19 protein-coding genes and 2 pseudogenes are annotated in these 19,500 nt (G+C 72.0%); 14 read left to right on the top strand and 7 right to left on the bottom strand.

The window, feature by feature from the left end:
• Positions 1-2: 2 nt before the first annotated feature.
• From gmk to KUTG_RS10250, 7 genes and pseudogenes are all read left to right on the top strand, one after another.
• Positions 3-563: a guanylate kinase gene (gmk, locus tag KUTG_RS10275; RefSeq protein ID WP_043716545.1), complete on the top strand. Its 561-nt coding sequence runs from the start codon at positions 3-5 to the stop codon at positions 561-563.
• A gap of 20 nt (positions 564-583) precedes the next feature.
• Entirely contained in the window at positions 584-871 is a 288-nt protein-coding gene (gene rpoZ / locus KUTG_RS10270; RefSeq protein ID WP_084579136.1) for a DNA-directed RNA polymerase subunit omega, read from the top strand.
• The gene (coaBC, locus tag KUTG_RS10265; protein WP_043716544.1) at positions 868-2,085 is read left to right on the top strand and encodes a bifunctional phosphopantothenoylcysteine decarboxylase/phosphopantothenate--cysteine ligase CoaBC; all 1,218 of its coding nucleotides are present in this window, start codon (positions 868-870) and stop codon (positions 2,083-2,085) included. Before rpoZ ends, coaBC begins: the two co-directional genes overlap by 4 nt.
• A gap of 99 nt (positions 2,086-2,184) precedes the next feature.
• A complete protein-coding gene (metK, locus tag KUTG_RS10260) occupies positions 2,185-3,387 on the top strand; it encodes a methionine adenosyltransferase (protein WP_043716542.1) in 1,203 nt (400 codons plus the stop codon).
• A gap of 102 nt (positions 3,388-3,489) precedes the next feature.
• Positions 3,490-3,807, top strand: a pseudogene (locus KUTG_RS66080) (hypothetical protein); the annotation flags it as partial.
• Positions 3,808-3,866: 59 nt separating this feature from the next.
• Complete coding sequence (locus tag KUTG_RS63370; RefSeq protein ID WP_043716541.1) at positions 3,867-4,274, top strand: hypothetical protein; 408 nt, start codon at positions 3,867-3,869, stop codon at positions 4,272-4,274.
• Between the two features lie 25 nt (positions 4,275-4,299).
• Positions 4,300-4,857 (top strand): hypothetical protein, encoded by a 558-nt coding sequence (locus tag KUTG_RS10250; protein ID WP_198047085.1) that lies wholly within the window; start codon positions 4,300-4,302, stop codon positions 4,855-4,857.
• Positions 4,858-4,864: 7 nt separating this feature from the next.
• On the opposite strand, the gene KUTG_RS10245 is transcribed toward KUTG_RS10250, so the two are convergent.
• From KUTG_RS10245 to KUTG_RS10225, 5 genes are read right to left on the bottom strand one after another with little or no spacing between them, the layout of a single operon-like run.
• On the bottom strand, positions 4,865-5,620 hold the full coding sequence (locus tag KUTG_RS10245; protein ID WP_043716539.1) for a class I SAM-dependent methyltransferase: 756 nt from the start codon (positions 5,618-5,620) through the stop codon (positions 4,865-4,867).
• Positions 5,621-5,660: 40 nt separating this feature from the next.
• Positions 5,661-7,076: a gamma-aminobutyraldehyde dehydrogenase gene (locus KUTG_RS10240; protein WP_043716538.1), complete on the bottom strand. Its 1,416-nt coding sequence runs from the start codon at positions 7,074-7,076 to the stop codon at positions 5,661-5,663.
• Positions 7,061-8,692: a thiamine pyrophosphate-binding protein gene (locus KUTG_RS10235; protein ID WP_043716537.1), complete on the bottom strand. Its 1,632-nt coding sequence runs from the start codon at positions 8,690-8,692 to the stop codon at positions 7,061-7,063. The genes KUTG_RS10240 and KUTG_RS10235 overlap by 16 nt, the downstream gene beginning before the upstream one ends.
• Positions 8,689-9,633, bottom strand: a complete 945-nt coding sequence (speB, locus tag KUTG_RS10230) for an agmatinase (protein WP_043716535.1) — start codon at positions 9,631-9,633, stop codon at positions 8,689-8,691. Before speB ends, KUTG_RS10235 begins: the two co-directional genes overlap by 4 nt.
• Positions 9,630-11,021, bottom strand: a complete 1,392-nt coding sequence (locus tag KUTG_RS10225) for a sodium:solute symporter family protein (RefSeq protein WP_043716534.1) — start codon at positions 11,019-11,021, stop codon at positions 9,630-9,632. Before KUTG_RS10225 ends, speB begins: the two co-directional genes overlap by 4 nt.
• 79 nt (positions 11,022-11,100) lie before the next feature.
• Between KUTG_RS10225 and KUTG_RS10220 the strand changes: the two genes are divergently transcribed.
• The 3 genes and pseudogenes from KUTG_RS10220 to KUTG_RS10210 all read left to right on the top strand — a co-directional run bounded on the left by KUTG_RS10220 (position 11,101) and on the right by KUTG_RS10210 (position 15,401).
• Entirely contained in the window at positions 11,101-12,444 is a 1,344-nt protein-coding gene (locus tag KUTG_RS10220) for a PucR family transcriptional regulator (protein ID WP_043716533.1), read from the top strand.
• A 103-nt stretch (positions 12,445-12,547) separates the two neighbouring features.
• Positions 12,548-13,279: a G1 family glutamic endopeptidase gene (locus tag KUTG_RS10215; protein WP_043716532.1), complete on the top strand. Its 732-nt coding sequence runs from the start codon at positions 12,548-12,550 to the stop codon at positions 13,277-13,279.
• Positions 13,280-13,376: 97 nt separating this feature from the next.
• A pseudogene (locus KUTG_RS10210) lies at positions 13,377-15,401 on the top strand (primosomal protein N').
• Here the strand turns inward: KUTG_RS10210 and KUTG_RS10205 are convergent.
• Both KUTG_RS10205 and KUTG_RS10200 read right to left on the bottom strand, forming a co-directional pair.
• Positions 15,398-16,018 carry a hypothetical protein gene (locus tag KUTG_RS10205; RefSeq protein ID WP_043716531.1) on the bottom strand — a complete coding sequence of 207 codons (621 nt, stop codon included), beginning with the start codon at positions 16,016-16,018 and terminating at the stop codon, positions 15,398-15,400. The pseudogene KUTG_RS10210 and the gene KUTG_RS10205 sit on opposite strands and share 4 nt — an antisense overlap.
• A gap of 2 nt (positions 16,019-16,020) precedes the next feature.
• Positions 16,021-16,575, bottom strand: a complete 555-nt coding sequence (locus KUTG_RS10200; protein WP_043716530.1) for an RNA polymerase sigma factor — start codon at positions 16,573-16,575, stop codon at positions 16,021-16,023.
• A gap of 134 nt (positions 16,576-16,709) precedes the next feature.
• Here KUTG_RS10200 and KUTG_RS58245 point away from each other — a divergent pair, with 134 nt between their 5' ends.
• The 4 genes from KUTG_RS58245 to KUTG_RS55290 form a co-directional block, all read left to right on the top strand.
• On the top strand, positions 16,710-16,877 hold the full coding sequence (locus KUTG_RS58245) for a hypothetical protein (protein ID WP_157494441.1): 168 nt from the start codon (positions 16,710-16,712) through the stop codon (positions 16,875-16,877).
• Between the two features lie 49 nt (positions 16,878-16,926).
• Positions 16,927-17,475 (top strand): peptide deformylase, encoded by a 549-nt coding sequence (gene def, locus KUTG_RS10195; RefSeq protein WP_043716529.1) that lies wholly within the window; start codon positions 16,927-16,929, stop codon positions 17,473-17,475.
• A complete protein-coding gene (fmt, locus tag KUTG_RS10190) occupies positions 17,475-18,404 on the top strand; it encodes a methionyl-tRNA formyltransferase (RefSeq protein ID WP_043716528.1) in 930 nt (309 codons plus the stop codon). Before def ends, fmt begins: the two co-directional genes overlap by 1 nt.
• Positions 18,401-19,500, top strand: a 1,100-nt coding sequence (locus KUTG_RS55290; protein WP_043716527.1) for a transcription antitermination factor NusB, incomplete at its 3' end; no start/stop codon positions are given. The genes fmt and KUTG_RS55290, both read left to right, overlap by 4 nt.

The following is a 19,500-nucleotide window of genomic DNA, read 5'->3' as shown; positions in this document are numbered from 1 at the left end:
CCGTGCTCGCCGGTCCGTCCGGTGTCGGCAAGTCCAGCGTGCTGGAGGAGCTGCGCACCCTCGGGACCGAGGTGTACTACAGCGTCTCGGTGACCACCCGCCGGCCGCGTCCGGGCGAGGTGGACGGCGAGCACTACCACTTCGTCGACCGGCCCGATTACGACCGCATGGTCGCCGACGGCGAACTGCTCGAACACGCCGAGTACGCGGGCAACTGCTACGGCACGCCGCGCCGACCCGTCGAGGCCGCGCTGGAGCGGGGAACTCCAGCGATCCTCGAGATCGAGGTCCAGGGCGCCCGCCAGGTGCGGCGGGCCATGCCCGAGGCGCTGCTGGTGCTGCTGAAGCCGCCGACGTGGGAGGTCCTGGTGGCCCGGCTGACCGGCCGGGGCACCGAGGACCCGGCGGTCGTGGCGCACCGGCTCAAGGTGGCCGAAGAGGAACTGGCCGCCGAGGAGGAGTTCGACGTCGTGCTCGTCAACTCCGATGTTCGTACCGTCGCACGTCACTTGCTAACCTTGGTGGTCGGCTCGCCCACCCAGCGTGTGTCCAGCGAGCCGTGACTACCTCCAGGAGCGTTGTCTTGAGCATCCCGAGCCACCTCGCCGCCGTCGGCGAGCCCGCCTCCGCGCCGGAGGGCATCACCAACCCGCCGATCGACGACCTGCTGGAGCAGGTCAGCTCGAAGTACGCGCTGGTGATCTACTCGGCCAAGCGCGCGCGGCAGATCAACGACTACTACGCCCAGCTCGGCGAGGGCCTGCTCGAGTACGTCGGCCCGCTGGTCGAGCCGGGTCCGCGTGAGAAGCCGTTGTCGATCGCGCTGCGCGAGATCCACTCCGGCATGCTCGAGCACACCGAAGGCGAATGACCCAGCCCCAGGTTGTGCTGGGTGTGGGCGGCGGCATCGCCGCCTACAAAGCGTGTGAGGTGCTGCGCCGCCTGACCGAGTCCGGTCACCGGGTGCGCGTGGTGCCCACCGCTGCCGCGCTGAACTTCGTCGGCGCGGCCACCTTCGAGGCGCTGTCCGGCCAGCCGGTCGCCACCGGGGTGTTCACCGACGTCCCGGCGGTGCCGCACGTCAAGATCGGGCAGACCGCCGACCTCGTGGTCGTCGCGCCCGCCACCGCGGACCTGCTGGCCCGGGCCGCCCACGGGTTGGCCGACGACCTGCTCACCGGCACGCTGCTCACCGCGCGCTGCCCGGTGCTGATGGTGCCGGCCATGCACACCGAGATGTGGGAGCACCCGGCCACGCGGGCCAACGTGGCCACGCTGCGGTCCCGCGGCGTGATCGTGGCCGAGCCGGCCAGCGGCCGTCTCACCGGCAAGGACACCGGCAAGGGCCGGCTGCCCGAGCCGTCCGAGATCATCGAGCTGGCCCGCCTGCTGCTCGCTGCCCCCGCCGCGTTGCCCCGTGACCTGGAGGGCCGCCGCGTGGTGATCTCCGCCGGCGGCACCCGTGAGGCGCTGGATCCCGTCCGTTACCTGGGCAACCGCTCCTCCGGCAAGCAGGGCTACGCGCTGGCTCGCGTCGCCGCCCAGCGCGGCGCCGAGGTCACCCTGGTCGCCGGGCACACCGCCGACCTGGCCGACCCGGCCGGCGTCCGGGTGGTGCGCATCGGCTCCGCCGTCGAGCTGCGCGACGCCATGCACGCCGAGAGCCCTTCCGCCGATGCGGTGGTGATGGCCGCCGCCGTCGCCGACTTCCGGCCGCTCGGCCTGTCCGCGTCCAAGATCAAGAAGGGTGACCGGGAGCCCGAGCCGATCCGGCTGGCCGTCAACCCGGACATCCTGGTCGAGCTGGTCAAGGCCCGTCCCACCGGCCAGGTGGTGGTCGGCTTCGCCGCCGAGACCGGCGACGACACCGGGGACGTGCTGCACCACGGCCGGGCCAAGCTGGCCCGCAAGGGCGTCGACCTGCTGGTCGTCAACGCCGTCGGCGACGGCCTCGCCTTCGAGGTCGAGGACAACGCCGGCTGGCTGCTGAGCCCGGAAGGTGACGAGCGTCCCATCCCGCACGGTTCCAAGGCGCGCCTGGCGGCCACAGTGTGGGATGCCGTGGTGCCTTTGCTCGGGACTTGAACCGGTCACGACGTCACGCCCGGTACGGTTGGGGCGATAGACAGCCTGTCGCGCGGGGCCTGTGTGGGCGCCGAAGAAACACATCTGTGAGGAGTTGTCGTGAGCGAACACAGCCGGAGGCTGTTCACCTCTGAGTCGGTCACCGAGGGCCACCCGGACAAGATCTGTGACGCGATCAGCGACTCCATCCTCGACGGCCTGCTGTCCAAGGACCCGCGCAGCCGGGTCGCCGTCGAGACGCTGATCACCACCGGCCAGGTCCACGTGGCCGGCGAGGTCACCACCGAGGCCTACGCCGACATCCCGACCATCGTGCGGGAGAAGATCCTCGAGATCGGCTACGACTCGTCGGCCAAGGGCTTCGACGGCAACTCGTGCGGCGTCAACGTCGCCATCGGGTCGCAGTCGCCCGACATCGCGCAGGGCGTCGACTCCGCCTACGAGTCGCGGGTCGAGTCCGCCGAGGACGAGATCGCCCGCCAGGGCGCCGGCGACCAGGGCCTGATGTTCGGCTACGCCACCACCGACACCCCTGAGCTGATGCCGCTGCCGATCGCGCTGGCCCACCGCCTGTCGCGCCGGCTGACCGCGGTCCGCAAGAACGGCGCGCTGCCCTACCTGCGTCCCGACGGCAAGACCCAGGTCACCATCGAGTACGCCGGCGACCAGCCCGTGCGGCTGGACACCGTGGTCGTGTCCTCGCAGCACGCCGACGGCATCGACCTCGAGAAGATGCTCGCCGTCGACGTCCGTGAGCAGGTCGTGCTGCCCGAGCTGGCCGAGCTCAACCTCGACACCGAGAGCGTGCGGCTGTTCGTCAACCCCACCGGCCGCTTCGTCATCGGCGGTCCCATGGGCGACGCCGGCCTGACCGGCCGCAAGATCATCGTCGACACCTACGGCGGCATGGCCCGCCACGGCGGCGGCGCCTTCTCCGGCAAGGACCCGTCGAAGGTCGACCGCTCCGCCGCCTACGCCATGCGCTGGGTCGCCAAGAACGTCGTCGCCGCCGGCCTGGCCACCCGCACCGAGGTCCAGGTCGCCTACGCCATCGGCAAGGCCGCCCCCGTCGGCCTGTTCGTCGAGACCTTCGGCACCGAGGTCGTCGACCCGGCCAAGATCCAGCAGGCCATCGGCGAGGTCTTCGACCTGCGTCCCGCCGCCATCATCCGGGACCTCGACCTCCTGCGCCCCATCTACGCCCCGACCGCCGCGTACGGCCACTTCGGCCGTCCGGACCTCGACCTCCCGTGGGAGCGCACCGACCGCGCCGAGGCCCTGAAGTCCGCCGCCGGCGCGTGACCCAGCTGCGCCCATGCGCCGAGTGCCTCGGCGGGCGAGGTCGCTCTTGAGCCGGTGCCTTCCCTTGGCTTTTGTCGATCGATGGACTGACTCGATCGACAAATGCCCGCGGTCCAGGCACCGGCGCGACCTCGCGGTGTTGCCGACGTGATGCCGGTACCGGCCGAAGCCGCCCGTGACCTCTACGGGCGGCTTCGCCGTTTCCTGCCCGCCCCGCTCCTGGACATCGGCTGCGGCACCGGCTCCATCGCCGCTGCACTCGCTCAGGCCGCCACCCAGCTTGGCGGCGCGCCCGCCGGCCCCGGTGCCGCTGTCCTCGGTGACCTGGTGCTGCTCGATGCCGTTGACCTCCGCGGCCCCCAAGCCATCGGTTTTCCCTTTGTCCTCGGCGATGCCTGCGCCCTGCCCTTCGCCACCGCGTCCCTCGGCGGCGTCCACCTGGCCCGAGTCCTCCACCACGTCTCCGACTGGCGCATCGCTTGCTTGAGGCCCGCCGCGTCGTCCGCCCCGGCGGCTCCATCGCCGTCACCCTCGGCGGCCGCATGTTCGCCTCGGAGCTCTCCCCCTTGCGCGACGCCGTCTTCTCGGAGGGCCAGCGCCTCGGCCTCCAGGGCGCCCACCACATCCACGGCCCCTCCGGCTACGAGGACGTCGACTCCGTGCTGGGCTCCGGCGAGGTCGTCGAGGTCCGCTTCCCGCAGATCGACACCGCGCGCCAGGTCGTCCTCGACGCCGCGTCGCACCCGTACGCCTGGCTCCCCGGTCAGGACCTGACCCCGCTCCAGGCCGTGGCCGAGCAGGTGTTGGCGAGCTCCGGTTTCGAGCCCGACCGGCCGGTGGAGCACGAGCGGGTCATCTCGTACCGGGTGTATCGCGCAGAAGCCTGAGACCGCCTCGCGTTACTGTGCGCGTATGGCCAGGGGGCGTTGGGTGACGGCAGTGGTGGTTGTGGTGACCGGCGCACTGGTGGCGGGATGCGCCAACGCCATCGGCGGCACAGCAGCGCCGGCGCTGATCCGGGAGCCGTACCGTGGACAGGCCGGCACGGGCGTCTGCCGGCTCTTCCCCGCGCAGCAGCTGGCGGAGATCTACTACGCCCCGACGGTGTCGGGCACGGCACTGGCGCAGCGGAGATACAACAACGCTGTGCTCGACGAGTGCCAGTACAAGGACGAGAAGGACAGCATCCGGCCGGACTTCCAGTTCTTCGCGCTGTTCCCGGGAGTCTCGGCCCGTACGTTCATCGCCCAGGGCACGGCCACGGCGAAGGCACAAGAGCCGGTTGCGGGCGTGGGGGACTTCGGGTTCGTCTGGCATCCGTCCAACACCAAGCACAAGCTCTGGTCGCTGGCGGCGGGGCGCACCGTGGGCGACCACGACGTGGTCATCAACCTCACCGCGCCGGACGTCGTCGGGGCGAAGGGCAAGCTCATCGCGATGGCGGCCGACGCGATCATGCAGACGCCCTGAACGGGACTCAGACGGCGGCGAGGCGGACGCGGTAGGTCCACCACCACGTGCGGGGGTGGGGGAGACGACGCTGGGCGACCCCGCGCAGGCGGGTGAGGCCGATCTCGTCCTCGGTGAGGCCGCGGTCGAGCAGGGCGCGGACGCCGCCCTGGCTGCGGAGGGTGTCGACGAAGCGGGCGGCGTCGCCGGTGTCGCGGGAGTGCAGGGCGACCTCGGTGACGTGGCGGAAGAGGCCGGAGTCGCGGAGGCGGGCGACGTGGTCGGGCTTGTCGGCGTAGGCGGGGCGGACGTGGTGGCGGACCTCCAGCACGCGGTAGTGGGCCTCGACCTCGCGGTAGACGGCGTCGCACTCGGGATCGACGGTCGGCGGCCAGTCGCAGTCGAAGGCGGCGAAGACGCCGCCGGGGCGGAGGACGCGGGCGATCTCGGGATAGGTGCGGGCGGGGTCGAACCAGTGCAGGGCCTGGCCGGCGGTGACGATGTCGGCGCAGGCGTCGGGCAGGCCGGTGGCCTCGGCGGTGCCGGCGACGACCCGAACGCCCCGGGCGGCGGCGACGGTGCGCATGCCGGCGTCGGGCTCGACGCCCAAGGCATCCGGCCACAGGGCGGTGGACAGGCCGGTGCCGGCGCCGAGGTCGACGACCTCGGGCTCGGACAGGCCGGCCCACTGGGTGATGAGGTCGACCAGCTCGGCCGGTGGGCGCGGCCGAACCCGGTCGTACTCCTGCGCGAATCCGCCGAAGCGTGTGGTGGCGTCCGTCATGCCGGCACCGTAACAGTACGGACGTACGGTTTGCTAGGGCTCAGACGGCGCTCATCACGTGCTTCACCCGGGTGTAGTCGTCGAAGCCGTAGCCGGAGAGGTCCTTGCCGTAGCCGGACAGCTTGAACCCGCCGTGCGGCATCTCGGACACCAGCGCCCCGTGGGTGTTGACCCACACGCAGCCGAAGTCCAGGGCGGAGCTGACCCGCAGCACCCGCCGGTGGTTGTCCGACCAGACCGACGAGGCCAGGCCGTAGGGCACGCCGTTGGCCAGCTCGACGGCCTCCTCCTCCGACGCGAACGACTGCACGGTGATGACCGGCGCGAACACCTCCTCCTGCACGATCTCGTGGTCCTGGCGAACGCCGGACACCACCGTGGGCGCGAAGAAGAAGCCCCGATCCCCGACCTGGTGACCGCCGCAGTGCACGACGGCCTCGGCGGGCAGCCGCGACAGGAGTCCCGAGACCCGGTCGAGCTGGGCCTGGCTGTTCAGTGGCCCGAAGTCGGCGGCCTCGCGCGGCCCACGGCCGGTCCGCTGGGCGGAGGCGACCTTGGTCAGGGCGTCGACCAGCTCGTCGTGCACGTCGGCGTGGACGAGGACGCGGCTGGCGGCGGTGCAGTCCTGCCCGGCGTTGTAGAAGGCCGCGCCGACGATCTTCTCGGCGGTGTCGGTCACGTCGACGTCGTCGAACACGATGACGGGAGCGTTCCCGCCCAGCTCAAGGTGGGTGCGCTTGAGCGTGGCGGCGGCACCGGCGGCGACCTGGATGCCGGCCCGGGTCGAGCCGGTGATGGAGACGAGCGTCGGCACGGGGTGCTCGACCAGCAGGCGGCCGGTCTCCCGGTCGCCGCAGATCACGTTCACCACGCCGGCCGGCAGGTGCTCGCCGGCCAGCTCGGCCAGCAGCACCGTGCTGGTCGGGGTCGTCTCTGCCGGCTTGACGACGGTGGTGTTGCCGGCGGCGACGGCCGGGGCGATCTTCCAGACGGCCATCAGCAGCGGGTAGTTCCACGGCGTGATCTGCGCGCACACGCCGACCGGCTCCCGCCGGATCGTCGAGGTCAGGCCGGTCGCGTACTCGCCGGAGGCCCGGCCCTCCAGGTTGCGGGCGGCGCCGGCGAAGAAGCGCAGGGCGTCCACCGCGGCCGGGATCTCCTCGTCCAGCACCGTGTGCCACTGCTTGCCGGTCTCCGCGCACTCGGCGTCGGCCAGCCGCTGGGCGTTGTCCTCCACGGCGGCGGCCAGCCCGAGCAGGGCGTTGGCCCGGTCGCCGGGCGTGCTGCGCCGCCAGCTCCGGAACGCCACGTCGGCGACCCGCACGGCCTTGTCCACATCGGACGGTCCGGAGATGGGTGCGCTGCCGCTGACCTCGCCCGTTGCCGGGTCGACGAGGTCGGCCGCAAAACCGTCCACACCGGACAGTCGCTCACCGTTGATCACGTTGTGCGCCATTGCACCTCCTGGTGGGTCGGCGCGAACATCCTGAACACCGCGGGCAGCACGACGACGCTCGGGCCGTCGACCGCCAACGAGTTGATCATGTCGGACGCCAGCGAGGCCGGACTGCTCAGGGTCGCCGACACGCCGAACGACCTGGCCAGCGCCACGAAGTCCGGGCGGGTCAGCTCGGTTCCGTACGGGGTGTCCATGTACTCGCGGAGAATCCCATACCCTCCATCATCCACGATCAACCACGTGACGCGCAGCTTGTGCTGAGCCGCCGTCGCCAGTTCGGCGAGTCCGTACATGGCCCCGCCGTCGCCGGAAACGGCCAACACCGGCCGGTTTCCGCGCGCCGCGGCGGCCGCGCCGACGGCCGCCGGGAACGCCCAGCCGAGACCGCCGGAACCCTGCGCCGTGTGCATGCCGCCGGCCCGCGGGTCCCAGGCTGACCAGGCCCAATAGCCGAGGATGGTCATGTCCCAGAAACTCGGGGCGTCGTCCGGCAGCGCTTCCCTTATGGCGGCCAGAGTGTCGCGCTCTAACGCCAGCGACTGCCCGTCCAGCCTCGCCTCGACGCGGGCCAGCAGGCCGGCCGTGTCCGGCGCAGGACGGTCCCGCACGGCAATGTGTTTGACAACTTCGGACAGAAATTCCCCCGCGTCGGCGTGGATCCCCAATGCTGGGTAGTTCGCCGCCAGCCGTGTCGCGTCGGCCTCCACCTGGATGACCTGCCCGCCCGGTTGGAACGTGCCGTAGTTCGTGGACAGTTCGCCGAGGCCGGATCCGACCACCAGCAACACATCGGCCGAGGCCAGGAACTCCGTGGTGTGCCGGTCCTCCAGCCACGACCGCAGCGACAGCGGGTGCTCCCACGGGAACGCGCCGCGCCCGCCGAACGTGCTGGCCACGGGCGCGCCGAGGCGTTCGGCCAACGCCAGCAACGCTTCCTGGGCTCCGGCCCGCACCACGCCGCCACCGGCCAGGATGACCGGGCGCTCGGCGGCGTCGAGCAGTTTTGCCGCCTCGGAGACCAGTTCTGCTTGCGGGCGCAAGGTTGCGGGCTCGGCGTCCACTGTGACCACGGGCGGCTGGACGGTCGGGCCGGCCAGCACGTCCTGCGGAATTTCCACCCATACGGGGCCGGTCGGCGCCGTCGAAGCGGTTCGCCACGCCTCGGCCAGCGCCGCCGGGATCTGCGCCGCGGTGCGTGCCACGTGAACAGACTTCACCACATCGCGGAAACTTGCCTGCTGGTCGGGAAGTTCGTGCAGGTAACCGCGCCGCCGCCCGCCGAGGCCGTCGGACGGGATCTGGCTGCTGATGCCCAGCACCGGCGAAGAAGATGAGACTGCCTCATGTAGTCCGGCCAACGTGAGCAATGCGCCGGGACCCGTTGACACGACGAGCGGCGTCACCCGGCCGGTGGTCCGCGCGTGGCCGTCGGCGGCGAACGCGGCCGACGGCTCCGTGCGGTTGCCGACATAGCGCAGGTCGGAGCGGCGCAGCGCGTCGAACAGGGCGAGCGCGTGCTGCCCCGGCTCGCCGAACACCGTGTCCGCGCCGAGCGCCTTGAGCGTCTCCACGACCAGATCGGCCCCGGTCCGCGACAAATCTGGGCGCGTCATGCCGACACCCCCATCGCCAGCAGCGACACCAGGTCGTAGGCCACGTGCGAGGCGGCGATCGAGGTGATCTCGGCGTGGTCGTAGGCCGGGGCGACCTCGACCACGTCGGCCGACACCAGGTTCGTGCCGGCCAGGCCGCGCAGGATCTCCAGCAGCTCGCGACTGGTCATGCCGCCGGCCTCCGGCGTCCCCGTGCCGGGCGCGTGGGCCGGATCCAGCACGTCGATGTCGACCGACACGTACAGCGGCCGGTCCCCGATGCGTTCTCGCAGGCCGCCGACCACCTCGTCCACGCCACGCCGCATGACGTCGGCCGAGGTCACGATGCCGAAGCCCAGCTCCTTGTCGCCGGTCAGGTCGGACCGGCTGTAGAGCGGTCCTCGGATGCCGACGTGGCACAGCGCCGAGGTGTCCAGCACGCCCTCCTCCACGGCTCGGCGGAACGGGGTGCCGTGCGTGTACGAAGCGCCGAAGTAGGAGTCCCACGTGTCCAGGTGCGCGTCGAAATGCAGCAGCGCCACCGGTCCGTGCCGCTGCGACAGCGCCCGCAGCAGCGGCAGCGCGATCGTGTGGTCGCCGCCGATGCTGACCAGCCGCGACCCGCTGTCCAGCAGCTCGCCGGCCGCCCGCTCGATGGTGTCGATGGCCTGCGGGATGTCCATCGGGTTGGCCGCGATGTCGCCCGCGTCGACCACCTGCGCCCGCTCGAACGGCGACACGTCCAGGCCCGGGTGGTACGGCCGCAGCAGCCGGCTCGCCTCGCGCACCGCCGCCGGCCCGAACCGCGCGCCCGGGCGGTAGGAGACGCCCGAGTCGAACGGGATGCCGACCACGGCGACATCGGCCTGGCTGACCTGGTCGATGCGGGGCAGCCGGGCGAACGTGGCCAGGCCCGCGAAGCGCGGGACGACGGACGAGTCGATCGGGCCGATCGGGGTCATGCGGACACTCCAGCCAGTCGTTGTTCCCAGGTGTGCAGCACGGACGCCGCCGTGCGCGGGGTGGCCAGGCTGACCGCCACGTACACGACGAGGCCGGCGAGCAGGCCGTAGTAGATGGGCTGGTCGGCGAGCAGGCCGAAAGTCAGCATGCACGCGATGACGGTGGCGGCGCCGGCGATCATGGAGGCCATGGCCCCGACCCGGGTTCCACGCTTCCAGAGCAGGCCGCCGATGATCGCCACCAACAGGCCCCCGACCAGCAGGTTGTAGGCCACGGTGAGGGCGGCTACCACGTCGTCGACCATGATCGCAATCAAGATCACCAGGACCCCCAGGACAAGGGTCGCGACGCGGTTGGCCCGGACGCCACCCCGCCTGAGGATGTCGTTCTGGGCGACGGTCGAGCACGCGATCAGGGCTCCCGACGCGGTTGACATCATCGCCGCCAGCGCGGCGGCCAGCACCAGCCCGCGCAGGCCGGCCGGCAGCAGGCCGGTGACGATCGTGGCGAAGGCCTCGTCCGGTTTGGGCAGGTTCGGGTAGAGCACCTTCGCGGCGCTGCCGATCAGCGCGCCGGCGACGGCGTAGACAAGGCAATACAGGCCCGAGGTGAGGCCGCCGGTGGTGGCCACGCGCGGGGTCCGTGCCGTGAACACGCGTTGCCAGATGTCCTGGCCGATGAGCAGCCCGAACACGTAGATCAGCAGGTAGGTGACGATGCGGCCGGTGCCGATGGACCCGATGTCGAAGTAGCTGGCCGGCAGCTTGGCCTGAAGGCCGCCGAACCCGCCGACCGCGATCAGGGCCGTCGGCAGCAGCACCAGCAGGATGCCGACCGTCTTGACGACGAACTGCACGATGTCGGTCAGGGTGATCGACCACATGCCGCCCAGCGCCGAGTACAGCACCACGATGACGCCGCCGATGATCACGCCGCCCACCTTGGGCAGGCCGAACAGCACCTCGAAGACCGTGGCGTAGGCGATGGTGGAGGTCACCGACAGCATCAGCGTGTAGCCCCACATCACCACCCCGGACACCATGCTGGTCGACCCGCCGTAGCGCAGGTCCAGCATCTCGGGAACGGTGTAGACGCGCAGCCGCACGATGCGGCGGGCGAAGAAGGCCGACAGCGCCAGGATGCCCAGGCCGATGGTGAACACCAGCCACGCGCCGGAGATGCCGAACTGGTAGCCCAGCGCGATCCCGCCGATGGTCGAGGCACCGCCCAGCACCACCGCGGACATCGTGCCGGAGTACATCGCCCAGCCCAGGCGGCGGCCGGCGACGAGGTAGTCGCTGCGGGTGGTGGCCCGCCGCATGCCCCACCAACCGACACCGAGCATGCCCAGCACGTACGCCGCGATCACCGCGTAATCGAGAGCCATCGGCTTCCTCCTGTCGTTCAGGTCACCCTAGGAAGCGATCGCGTGCGCCCGCTGTGGTCGAAGTGCACAATCTCGTGCCATGTCCCAGGGCAGAACGTCCACGGTTCCCCTCGGCGTCCTGGTGCGGCGGCCGGAGCTGGGGCTGGCCGTGCTCACCGGATCGGACCAGCTGGACCGCCCGATCAGGTGGGCCCACGTCAGCGAGCTGCGGGATCCGGTGCCGTACCTGCTGGGCGGGGAGCTGCTGCTGACCGCGGGCGTGAACTTCCCCGAGGACGTCGACGGGTACGTGCGCGGGCTGGTCGCCGCGGGCGTGCAGGCGCTGGGCTTCGGCGTCACGCCCGTGTATGACGATGTGCCGGCCGAATTGGTTGAGGCGTGCGTGCGGCACGGGTTGCCGCTGCTGGCGCTGCCGCCGTCGACGCCGTTCCTCGCCGTGAGCCAGGCCGTGGGAGTGGCGCTGGCTGAGGCCGAGCACGCGGAGCTGCGGTGGCTGTCCGAGGCCCAGGCGGCGTTGACCCGGGCCGCGCTGCGACCCGATCCTGTGCGGGCCGTGGTGACCGCGTTGGCCGAGCTCGCCGACTGGTGGTGCGTGTTGCTGGGCGACGCCGTGGTCGCGAAGGCCGGGACCGCCGATGTCGATCCGGTGGTCGCGGAGTTGGCGTCACGGCTCCGGGTCGGCAGCGGTCCGCGCAGCGCGTCCACGGAGCTCGGGGCGTGGCATGTCGTCGGATATCCGGTCGAGTCGGGGCAGGTTCTGGTGGTCGGCTCCCGGCGGCCGTTCTCCGTGACCGACCGTGCGGTCATCGCGGTTGCCTTGGCGCTGCTGGCTTTGGCCGAGCGGGCCGACGGTCGTTCGGTCACGAGGATGTTGGTCGGCGAGGACTCTTCTGACGGCTATCGTGTGGTACGCGGCCGCCGGAAGTCCCCTGGCGGCACGGATATCGACCTCGGCACGGCGCTGGTGGACGTCGACGGCGTCGAATTGCGCGCTGTCGTCACGACTTCGCCGGATGTCGTTGCGGCGCAAGCGGCCGGCTGGCTGCTGGCGGTGAGCTCCCCGGCTCGGGTCGTGGATCTTCCTGCCGCTGACCGGGAAGCCGGTCGCATGCTGGACCGTGCCGTCGCCATCGGCCGGCCCGTGACCGCGGCCGACGGCGTGTCGGCTTTGGTCGATCCGGACGCCGCCGCCCGATTCGCCGGGGACCTGCTGGCCCCGCTGGCCGCTCGACCCGAGCTTCTGGACACCGTGCGGACCTGGTTGGCCTGCAACGGAAACTGGGACCGCGCCGCCGCCGAGCTGGGCGTGCACCGCAACAGCGTGCGGCACCGGATCGGTGTGGTGGCACGAGAACTGGACATCGACCTGGCCGATGTCCAGCGGCGCATGGAACTTTGGTTCGCTTTGCGCTGGTCTGACTGAATCGAGGGTAGGGGCCAAGGGGTTTCCCGCTTCTGTCGGCGGGATCGTCTCCCTAGCGTTGCCGTGCAGTGCTTTCACACCCCTGCCGGAGGAGACCCCTGTCGTGAACACGCGTTTGCGTATCGCCATCGCCGTGCTCGCCCCGCTCGCGATGCTCGGTATGGCCACTCCCGCCGCCACCGCCGCCCCCGCGCCGCACATTCACAAGCCGCTCAACCACGGCCTGTCCCACAGCACCAGCGGCAACTGGGCCGGCTACGCCGTGACCGGAGCCAAGTTCACCAGCGTGTCGGCCAGCTGGGTGCAGCCGTCGGTGAAGGCCACCTCCCAGGACGCCTACTCCAGCTTCTGGGTCGGCATCGACGGCGACGGCAGCAACTCCGTCGAGCAGCTCGGCACCGAGGTCGACTACATCAACGGCCGGGCCGAGTACTACGCCTGGTACGAGATGTACCCGGCCTACCCGGTCAACTTCAGCGACACCGTCAGCCCCGGCGACCACTTCACCGCGTCGGTGACCGAGACCACCGGCGGCAAGTTCACGCTGAAGATCTCCGACACCACCCGGGGCTGGAGCCACACCGTCAACAAGACCTACTCGGCGGCCAAGCTGGCCAGCGCCGAGATCATCGCCGAGGCTCCGTCGGACTCCAACGGCACCTTGCCGCTGGCCGACTTCGGCAGTGTGAACTTCACCAACGCCACCGCCAACGGCAAGGCCATCGGCAGCCAGAACGCCGACCCCATCACCCAGGCCAGCGGCGGCACCACCAAGGACGCCGTGTCGGGCCTGTCCGGCGGCACCGCCTTCACCTGCACCTGGAAGCACGTCTGACCGTCGCTTTCGGACACCCCCTCACGCAGGGAAGGACGCCTTGCCCTCGTTCAACGCGGGTAAGGCGTCCTTCCCTGCGTGAAGGGCCCTTCGCGGCATGGGCGGGGTTCGCTCTGGTAGACACCACAGCGTGGCAGCCAGCGGGATCGTCCGGCGCGGTGAGCGGCATCCCGCCGCGACCGCGGCTGTCGCGCGGGTGAGCGTGGACGTGCCGCTGCCGTACCACCTGGATTTCCCCTTCGACTACCGGATCCCGGCCGAGTGCGACGCCGACGCGAAGCCGGGCGTGCGGGTGCGGGTGCGGTTCCGGGGCAAGCTGACCGACGGGTTCCTGCTGGAGCGGGTGGAGCACACCGAGGTCGCGGACAAGATCAAGTACATCGAACGGGTCGTGTCGCCGGAAGTGGTGCTGACGCCGGAGATCCACGGCCTGGCCCGCGCGGTCGCCGACCGGTACGTCGGGTCGCTGGCCAACGTGCTGCGCCTGGCGATCCCGCCACGGCACGCGCGGGCCGAGGCGCGAGAGGCCGAGGACCCAGCGCCGCCGCCGGCACGGCCCGAGGCGGAGGGCTGGCAGCGCTACACGCGTGGCCCGGCCTACCTCGACGCCCTGGCCAACGGGCGCTCCGCCAACGCGGTGTGGCAGGCCCTGCCGGGGGAGGACTGGCCCGCGCGGCTGGCCGAGGTCGCGGCGACGGTGGCGTCCACCGGCAAGGGCGTGGTCATCGTGGTGCCGGACTACCGTGACGTGAATCGCGTCTTCGCGGCGTGTACGGCACTAATGCCGGGTGTCGTTGCGCTGCAGGCCGACCTCGGGCCGGGGGAGCGCTACAAGCGGTGGCTGTCGATTCTGCGCGGCACTGCGCGAGTGGTCGTCGGAACGAAGGCCGCCACGTTCGCGCCCGTGGCCGATCCGGGGCTGCTTGTCGTGTGGGACGACGGCGACAGCGGGCACGCCGAGCAGTTGGCGCCGTACCCGCATGTGCGGGACGTTCTCGTGCAGCGGGCGCACATGGCCGGGGCGTCGCTGCTCGTGGCCGCCTTTGCCCGCACTGCCGAGGCGCAGCTGCTCGTGGATACCGGCTGGGCGCCGGAAATCGTCGCCTCGCGGGAGCAGCTCCGCGCCGCCGCGCCGCGCGTCACCGCGATCGGCGAGACCGACGCGCAGTTGGCACGGGACGAGGCTGCCCGCACGGCGCGGCTCCCCGCCATCGCCTTCGAGGCGGCGCGCGATGCCTTGAAGGCGGGCCGGCCGGTGCTGGTGCAGGTGCCACGCCGTGGTTACGTGCCGGCCCTGGCGTGCGCCAACTGCCGTGTGCGGGCGCAGTGCCGCCGGTGCGCGGGGCCGCTGTCCCTTCCCGGCGGTAGCACCGACGGCGCCCCACGCCCGGCCGAGTGCCGGTGGTGCGGGGCCGTGGAGGTCATGTTCCGCTGCACGGCCTGCGGGCTCACGCCGCCTGCGGGCCGTGGTCGTCGGCTCCAAGCGCACCGCCGAGGAACTCGGCCGCGCCTTCCCCGGCGTTCTCGTGCGCACCTCCGGCGCCGGCGAGGTGCTGGCCGAGGTGCCCGACGCCCCCGCCCTCGTCGTCTCCACGCCCGGGGCAGAGCCCCACGCCGTCGGCGGCTACGGCGCGGCGCTGCTCCTCGACGGCTGGGCCATCCTCGGCCGCGCCGACCCCGCGCCACCGAGGAGGCGCTGCGCCTGTGGATGACCGCCGCCGGCATGGTCGTCCCCGGCCCGCAGGGCGGCCGCGTCATCGTCACCGCCGAGTCGTCCCTGCCCACCGTGCAGGCCCTCGTCCGCTGGGACCCCGTCTGGCACGCCAACCTCGAACTCTCCGGCCGCACCGAGCTCGGCTTCCCGCCCGCGGTGCGCATGGCCACCATCGACGGCGTCGCCGACGCCGTCAACGCCGTGCTGGACGAGCTCCGCCTGCCCGCCACCGGCGAGATCCTCGGCCCCGTCCCCCTCGGCGAGGACAAGGAACGCGCCCTCGTCCGCACCTCCCGCGCCGAGGGCCGCGCCCTGGCCGAAGCGGTCGCTGACGCCGTCCGCGTCCGCACCGCCCGCAAGGACCCCGACCCCGTCCGCGTCCGCATGGACCCCCTGGAACTGCTCTAGTTGAGCGTGCCCTCGGCGAGCTCGGCGCCCTTGGCGTCGCGGATGACGATCGTGATCGGGCCGTCGTCGGCGTACTCGGTGACGAAGGTGCCGGTGTCGAGCACGGCCGGCACGCCGTTGACGGTGACGGCGGAGACGGCGGGCCCGACCCGGCCGTAGACGAGGCCGTTCTCGTGGACGGCCTGATAGGCGTTCCCGCCCGAGGGCATCTGCTGGAACTGCATCTTGCTCCAGCCGTAGGGCCTGGGATGGCCGTGGGCGAGGAAGCACAGGCCCAGGGTGTTGGTGTCGGGCTCCAGCGTGAGCTGGACGCCGTCCCCGTTGCGGCGCAGCAGGTACGCGCCGGTCAGCCAGAGCCCGGGACCGGGGGTGGAGCAATCCGCGAAGCGCTGGAGGGCGTCGGTGGTGGGCGTGACGGAGATGGGGCTGGCGGGCGGGAGGCCGTTGCGCGCGGGGGACATGAGCAGGGCGGCGGCGACGGTGGCGACGACGATGACGGCGGCGGCGACCATGTAGGGAACACGGCGGTCGCCGCGCTGCGCGAGCGCGGGCAGCACGCGGCTGCGCAGCCGGAGGCGGACCTCGGGCGGCATCTCGCGGTACGGGGGCAGTTCCACGGCTACACCTCATCCTGAAGCAGCTCGCGCAGCCGCGCGCGGGCGCGGGACAGCCGAGAGCGGACGGTGACCTCGGCGACGCCGAGAACGGCGGCGGCGTCGGCGGTGGGGACGTCGCCGAGCAGGCACAGGCGCACGGCCTCCTGCTCGGCCCGCGGCAGCCGGTCGACGGCCAGCAGGACCCGGCTCATCCCCTGGTCGGAGTCGACCTGGTCGGCGACGTGATCGGCGTGGTCGGCGACGTCACGGCCGACGGGCAGCCGGGCCACCAGGGCATGGAAGCGGTGGGCACGGCGGAACTCGGTGCGCGCGAGGAAGCCGGCGACGGCGTAGAGCCACGGCCGCGCGCTGTCCCGCACCAGGGTGAGCTCGTGGCGTCGCCGCCAGGCGGTCATGAAGGTCATGGACGTCAGGTCCTCGGCCAGCGTCCACGAGGCGGTCAGCCGGTAGGCGTGGTTCCACACGGCCTCCGCGTGCCGCTCGAACAGCTCGGTGAAGGCCTCGTCGGCCCACAGCTCACCGTCGCTCGGCCCCACCGCCTGTTCCCCCTGCTTCACGTCATGAGGTGTCCGGCATCCGCGGGATTGTTGCAGTCATCCCCGGGGATGACTGGGCGAATGGGACCGAGCGGTGACGCCCGATGACGGAGCGAAAGGCGAACCTGGAGTCACGATCGACACGAGGAGCCACCATGACTGCGCTGACCATGAGCGGGCCGACCGCCACCCCGACCACCATCACCGTCCACTGGCCGGCGCAGCTGCTCAAGGCCCTCCTGACCGCGGCGAAGTTCACCGGGCACTTCGTCGTGGCCCTGGCCACCGTGCTGTTCGTGGGGGCCGACCAGGCAGAGTACTGATCTCCTAAACTGGACTCGGTCCACGCCAAGTCCACCCCCAGGGAGTCCAGTGACCGTCCAGCCCATCCGCCTGTTCGGGGACCCGGTGCTGCGCACCCGCGCCGCCGAGGTCGTCGACTTCGACAAGGAACTCCGCGGCCTGGTCGCCGACCTCTGGGAGACCATGGAGGACAAGGGCGGCGCCGGTCTGGCCGCGCCGCAGCTGGGCGTGGGCCTGCGGGTGTTCACCTACCACTGCGACGGCTTCGAGGGACACCTGGTCAACCCGACCTTCGACGTGGTCGGCGAACAGATGCAGGACGGCCCGGAGGGCTGCCTGTCCATCCCCGGCCTGTCCTGGGACTGCAAGCGCCACCTGCACATCGTGGCCAAGGGCTGGAACATGCACGGCGAGCCGGTGGAGATCGAGGGCAGCGAGCTGCTGGCCCGCTGCATCCAGCACGAGAGCGACCACCTGGACGGCGTGCTGTTCCTGGACCGCCTGGACACGCAGACCCGCAAGGAGGCCATGAAGGCCATCCGCGAGGCGGAGTGGTTCACGGGCGCGGCCCCCACGATCAAGCAGAGCCCGCACAGCCTGTTCGGCGGTGGCCACTGATGCGGCTGGTGTTCGCCGGCACGCCGGAGGTGGCCCTGCCGTCGCTGCGGGCCCTGATCGCGTCCGAACGGCACGAGGTGGTGGCGGTCGTGACCAGGCCGGACGCCCCGGCCGGCCGCGGTCGGCACCTGGTCCGCAGCCCGGTCGGCGCGCTGGCCGACGAGCACGGCATCGAGGTGCTGACGCCGGCCAAGGCGGGCGCGCCGGAGTTCCTGGAGCGGCTGCGCGAGATCAACCCCGACTGCTGCCCGGTCGTCGCGTACGGGGCGCTGCTGCCGCAGCGCACGCTGGACGTGCCGCCGCACGGCTGGGTGAACCTGCACTTCTCGCTGCTGCCGGCCTGGCGCGGCGCGGCCCCGGTGCAGGCGTCGGTGCGCGCGGGCGACGAGATCACCGGCGCGAGCACGTTCCGCATCGTCAAGGAGCTGGACGCCGGGCCGGTGTTCGGCGTGGTCACGGAGCGCGTCGGCGAGCACGAGACGTCCGGCGAGCTGCTGGACCGGCTGGCCGTCGTCGGCGCGGACCTGCTGGTCAGGACGCTGGACGGGATCGAGGACGGCACGCTGGAGGCGCGCGAGCAGCCCGTCGACGACACCGTCAGCTACGCCGGCAAGATCACCGTGGACGACGCGCACCTGGACTTCACCGCCCCGGCGGTCGCGGTGGACCGGCTGGCCCGCGCGGTGACGCCGGAACCCGGGGCCTGGGCGCTGTTCCGGGACGAGCGGCTCAAGCTGGGGCCGGTGCGGCTGTCCGATGTGGACGGCCTGGCCGCGGGCGAGATCCGGGTGGAGCGCAAACGGGTGCTGGTGGGAACGGCTACTGTCGCCGTGCAGCTGGGCGACGTGCAGGCGCCGGGCAAGAAGCGTATGGCCGCGACCGACTGGGCGCGCGGTTCGAGGATCGAAGCAGGGGAGCAGTTGGCGTGACGGAGCGAAGCGGCGGACCCAACAGGCGTCCGTCACGGCCGGAGCGCCAACACCCGCCGGCCCGCCGGCAGACCCCACGCCGTCCGCCGGAGGACGACCCGGCGCGCACGGCGGCCTGGGACACGCTCAAGGCGATCCGCGAGCGCGACGCCTACGCCAACCTCGTGCTGCCGAAGCTGTTGCGGGATCGGCGGATCAGCGGCCGTGACGCCGCGCTGGCCACCGAGCTGGCCTACGGCTCGGCGCGGGCCAAGGGCCTGCTGGACTCGATCATCGAGGCCTGCTCCGACCGCCCGCTGTCCGAAATAGACGGTCCCTTCCTCGACGCGATGCGGCTGGGCGCCTACCAGTTGCTGCGCACCCGCATTCCCTCGCACGCCGCCGTCGCGTCCACTGTGGACCTCGTGCGGGGCGTGCACGGCTCCGGCCCGGCCGGCTTCGTCAACGCCGTGCTGCGCAAGATCGGCGAGCAGGACGAGCAGGCGTGGGTCAAGCAGCTCGCGCCCGAGGACCCGGTCGGCCACCTGGCTTTCGCCAACGCCCATCCCAAGTGGATCGCGCAAGCGTTTGCCGATGCCCTGGGGGACAAGGGCGACGAGCTCGCGGCCGCCCTGAGGGCCGACGACTCCCGGCCCGAGGTGCACCTCGCCGCGCGGCCCGGGGAGGTCAGCAACGAGGAGCTCGCCGCCATCACCGGCGGCGATGTCGCGCCCTACTCGCCCTACGGCGTGCACCTGGAGGCCGGCTCCGGCGACCCCGGCGACCTGGAGCCCGTGCGCGAGCGGCTCGCCGCCGTGCAGGACGAAGGCAGCCAGCTCTGCGCCCTCGCGGTGACCCGAGCCCCGCTCGACGGCCGTGACGAGCGTTGGCTGGACCTGTGTGCGGGACCCGGCGGCAAGGCGGTCCTGCTGGCCGCCCTGGCCCGCCTGCAGGGAGCCACCCTCGACGCCGTCGAGAAGGCCCCGCACCGCGCCGAGCTGGTGCGCAAGGCCACCACCGGCCTGGAGATCACCATGCACGTCGCCGACGGCCGCGACCCCGGGCTGCCCGAGGGCAGCTTCGACCGCGTGCTCGCGACGCCCGTGCACCGGCCTCG

Origin of the sequence: Kutzneria sp. 744, assembly GCF_000568255.1 — a bacterium.
GTDB lineage: Bacteria > Actinomycetota > Actinomycetes > Mycobacteriales > Pseudonocardiaceae > Kutzneria.
The sequence above is the reverse complement of the archived record's forward strand: the minus strand, read 5'-3'. Positions and strand labels throughout refer to the sequence as shown.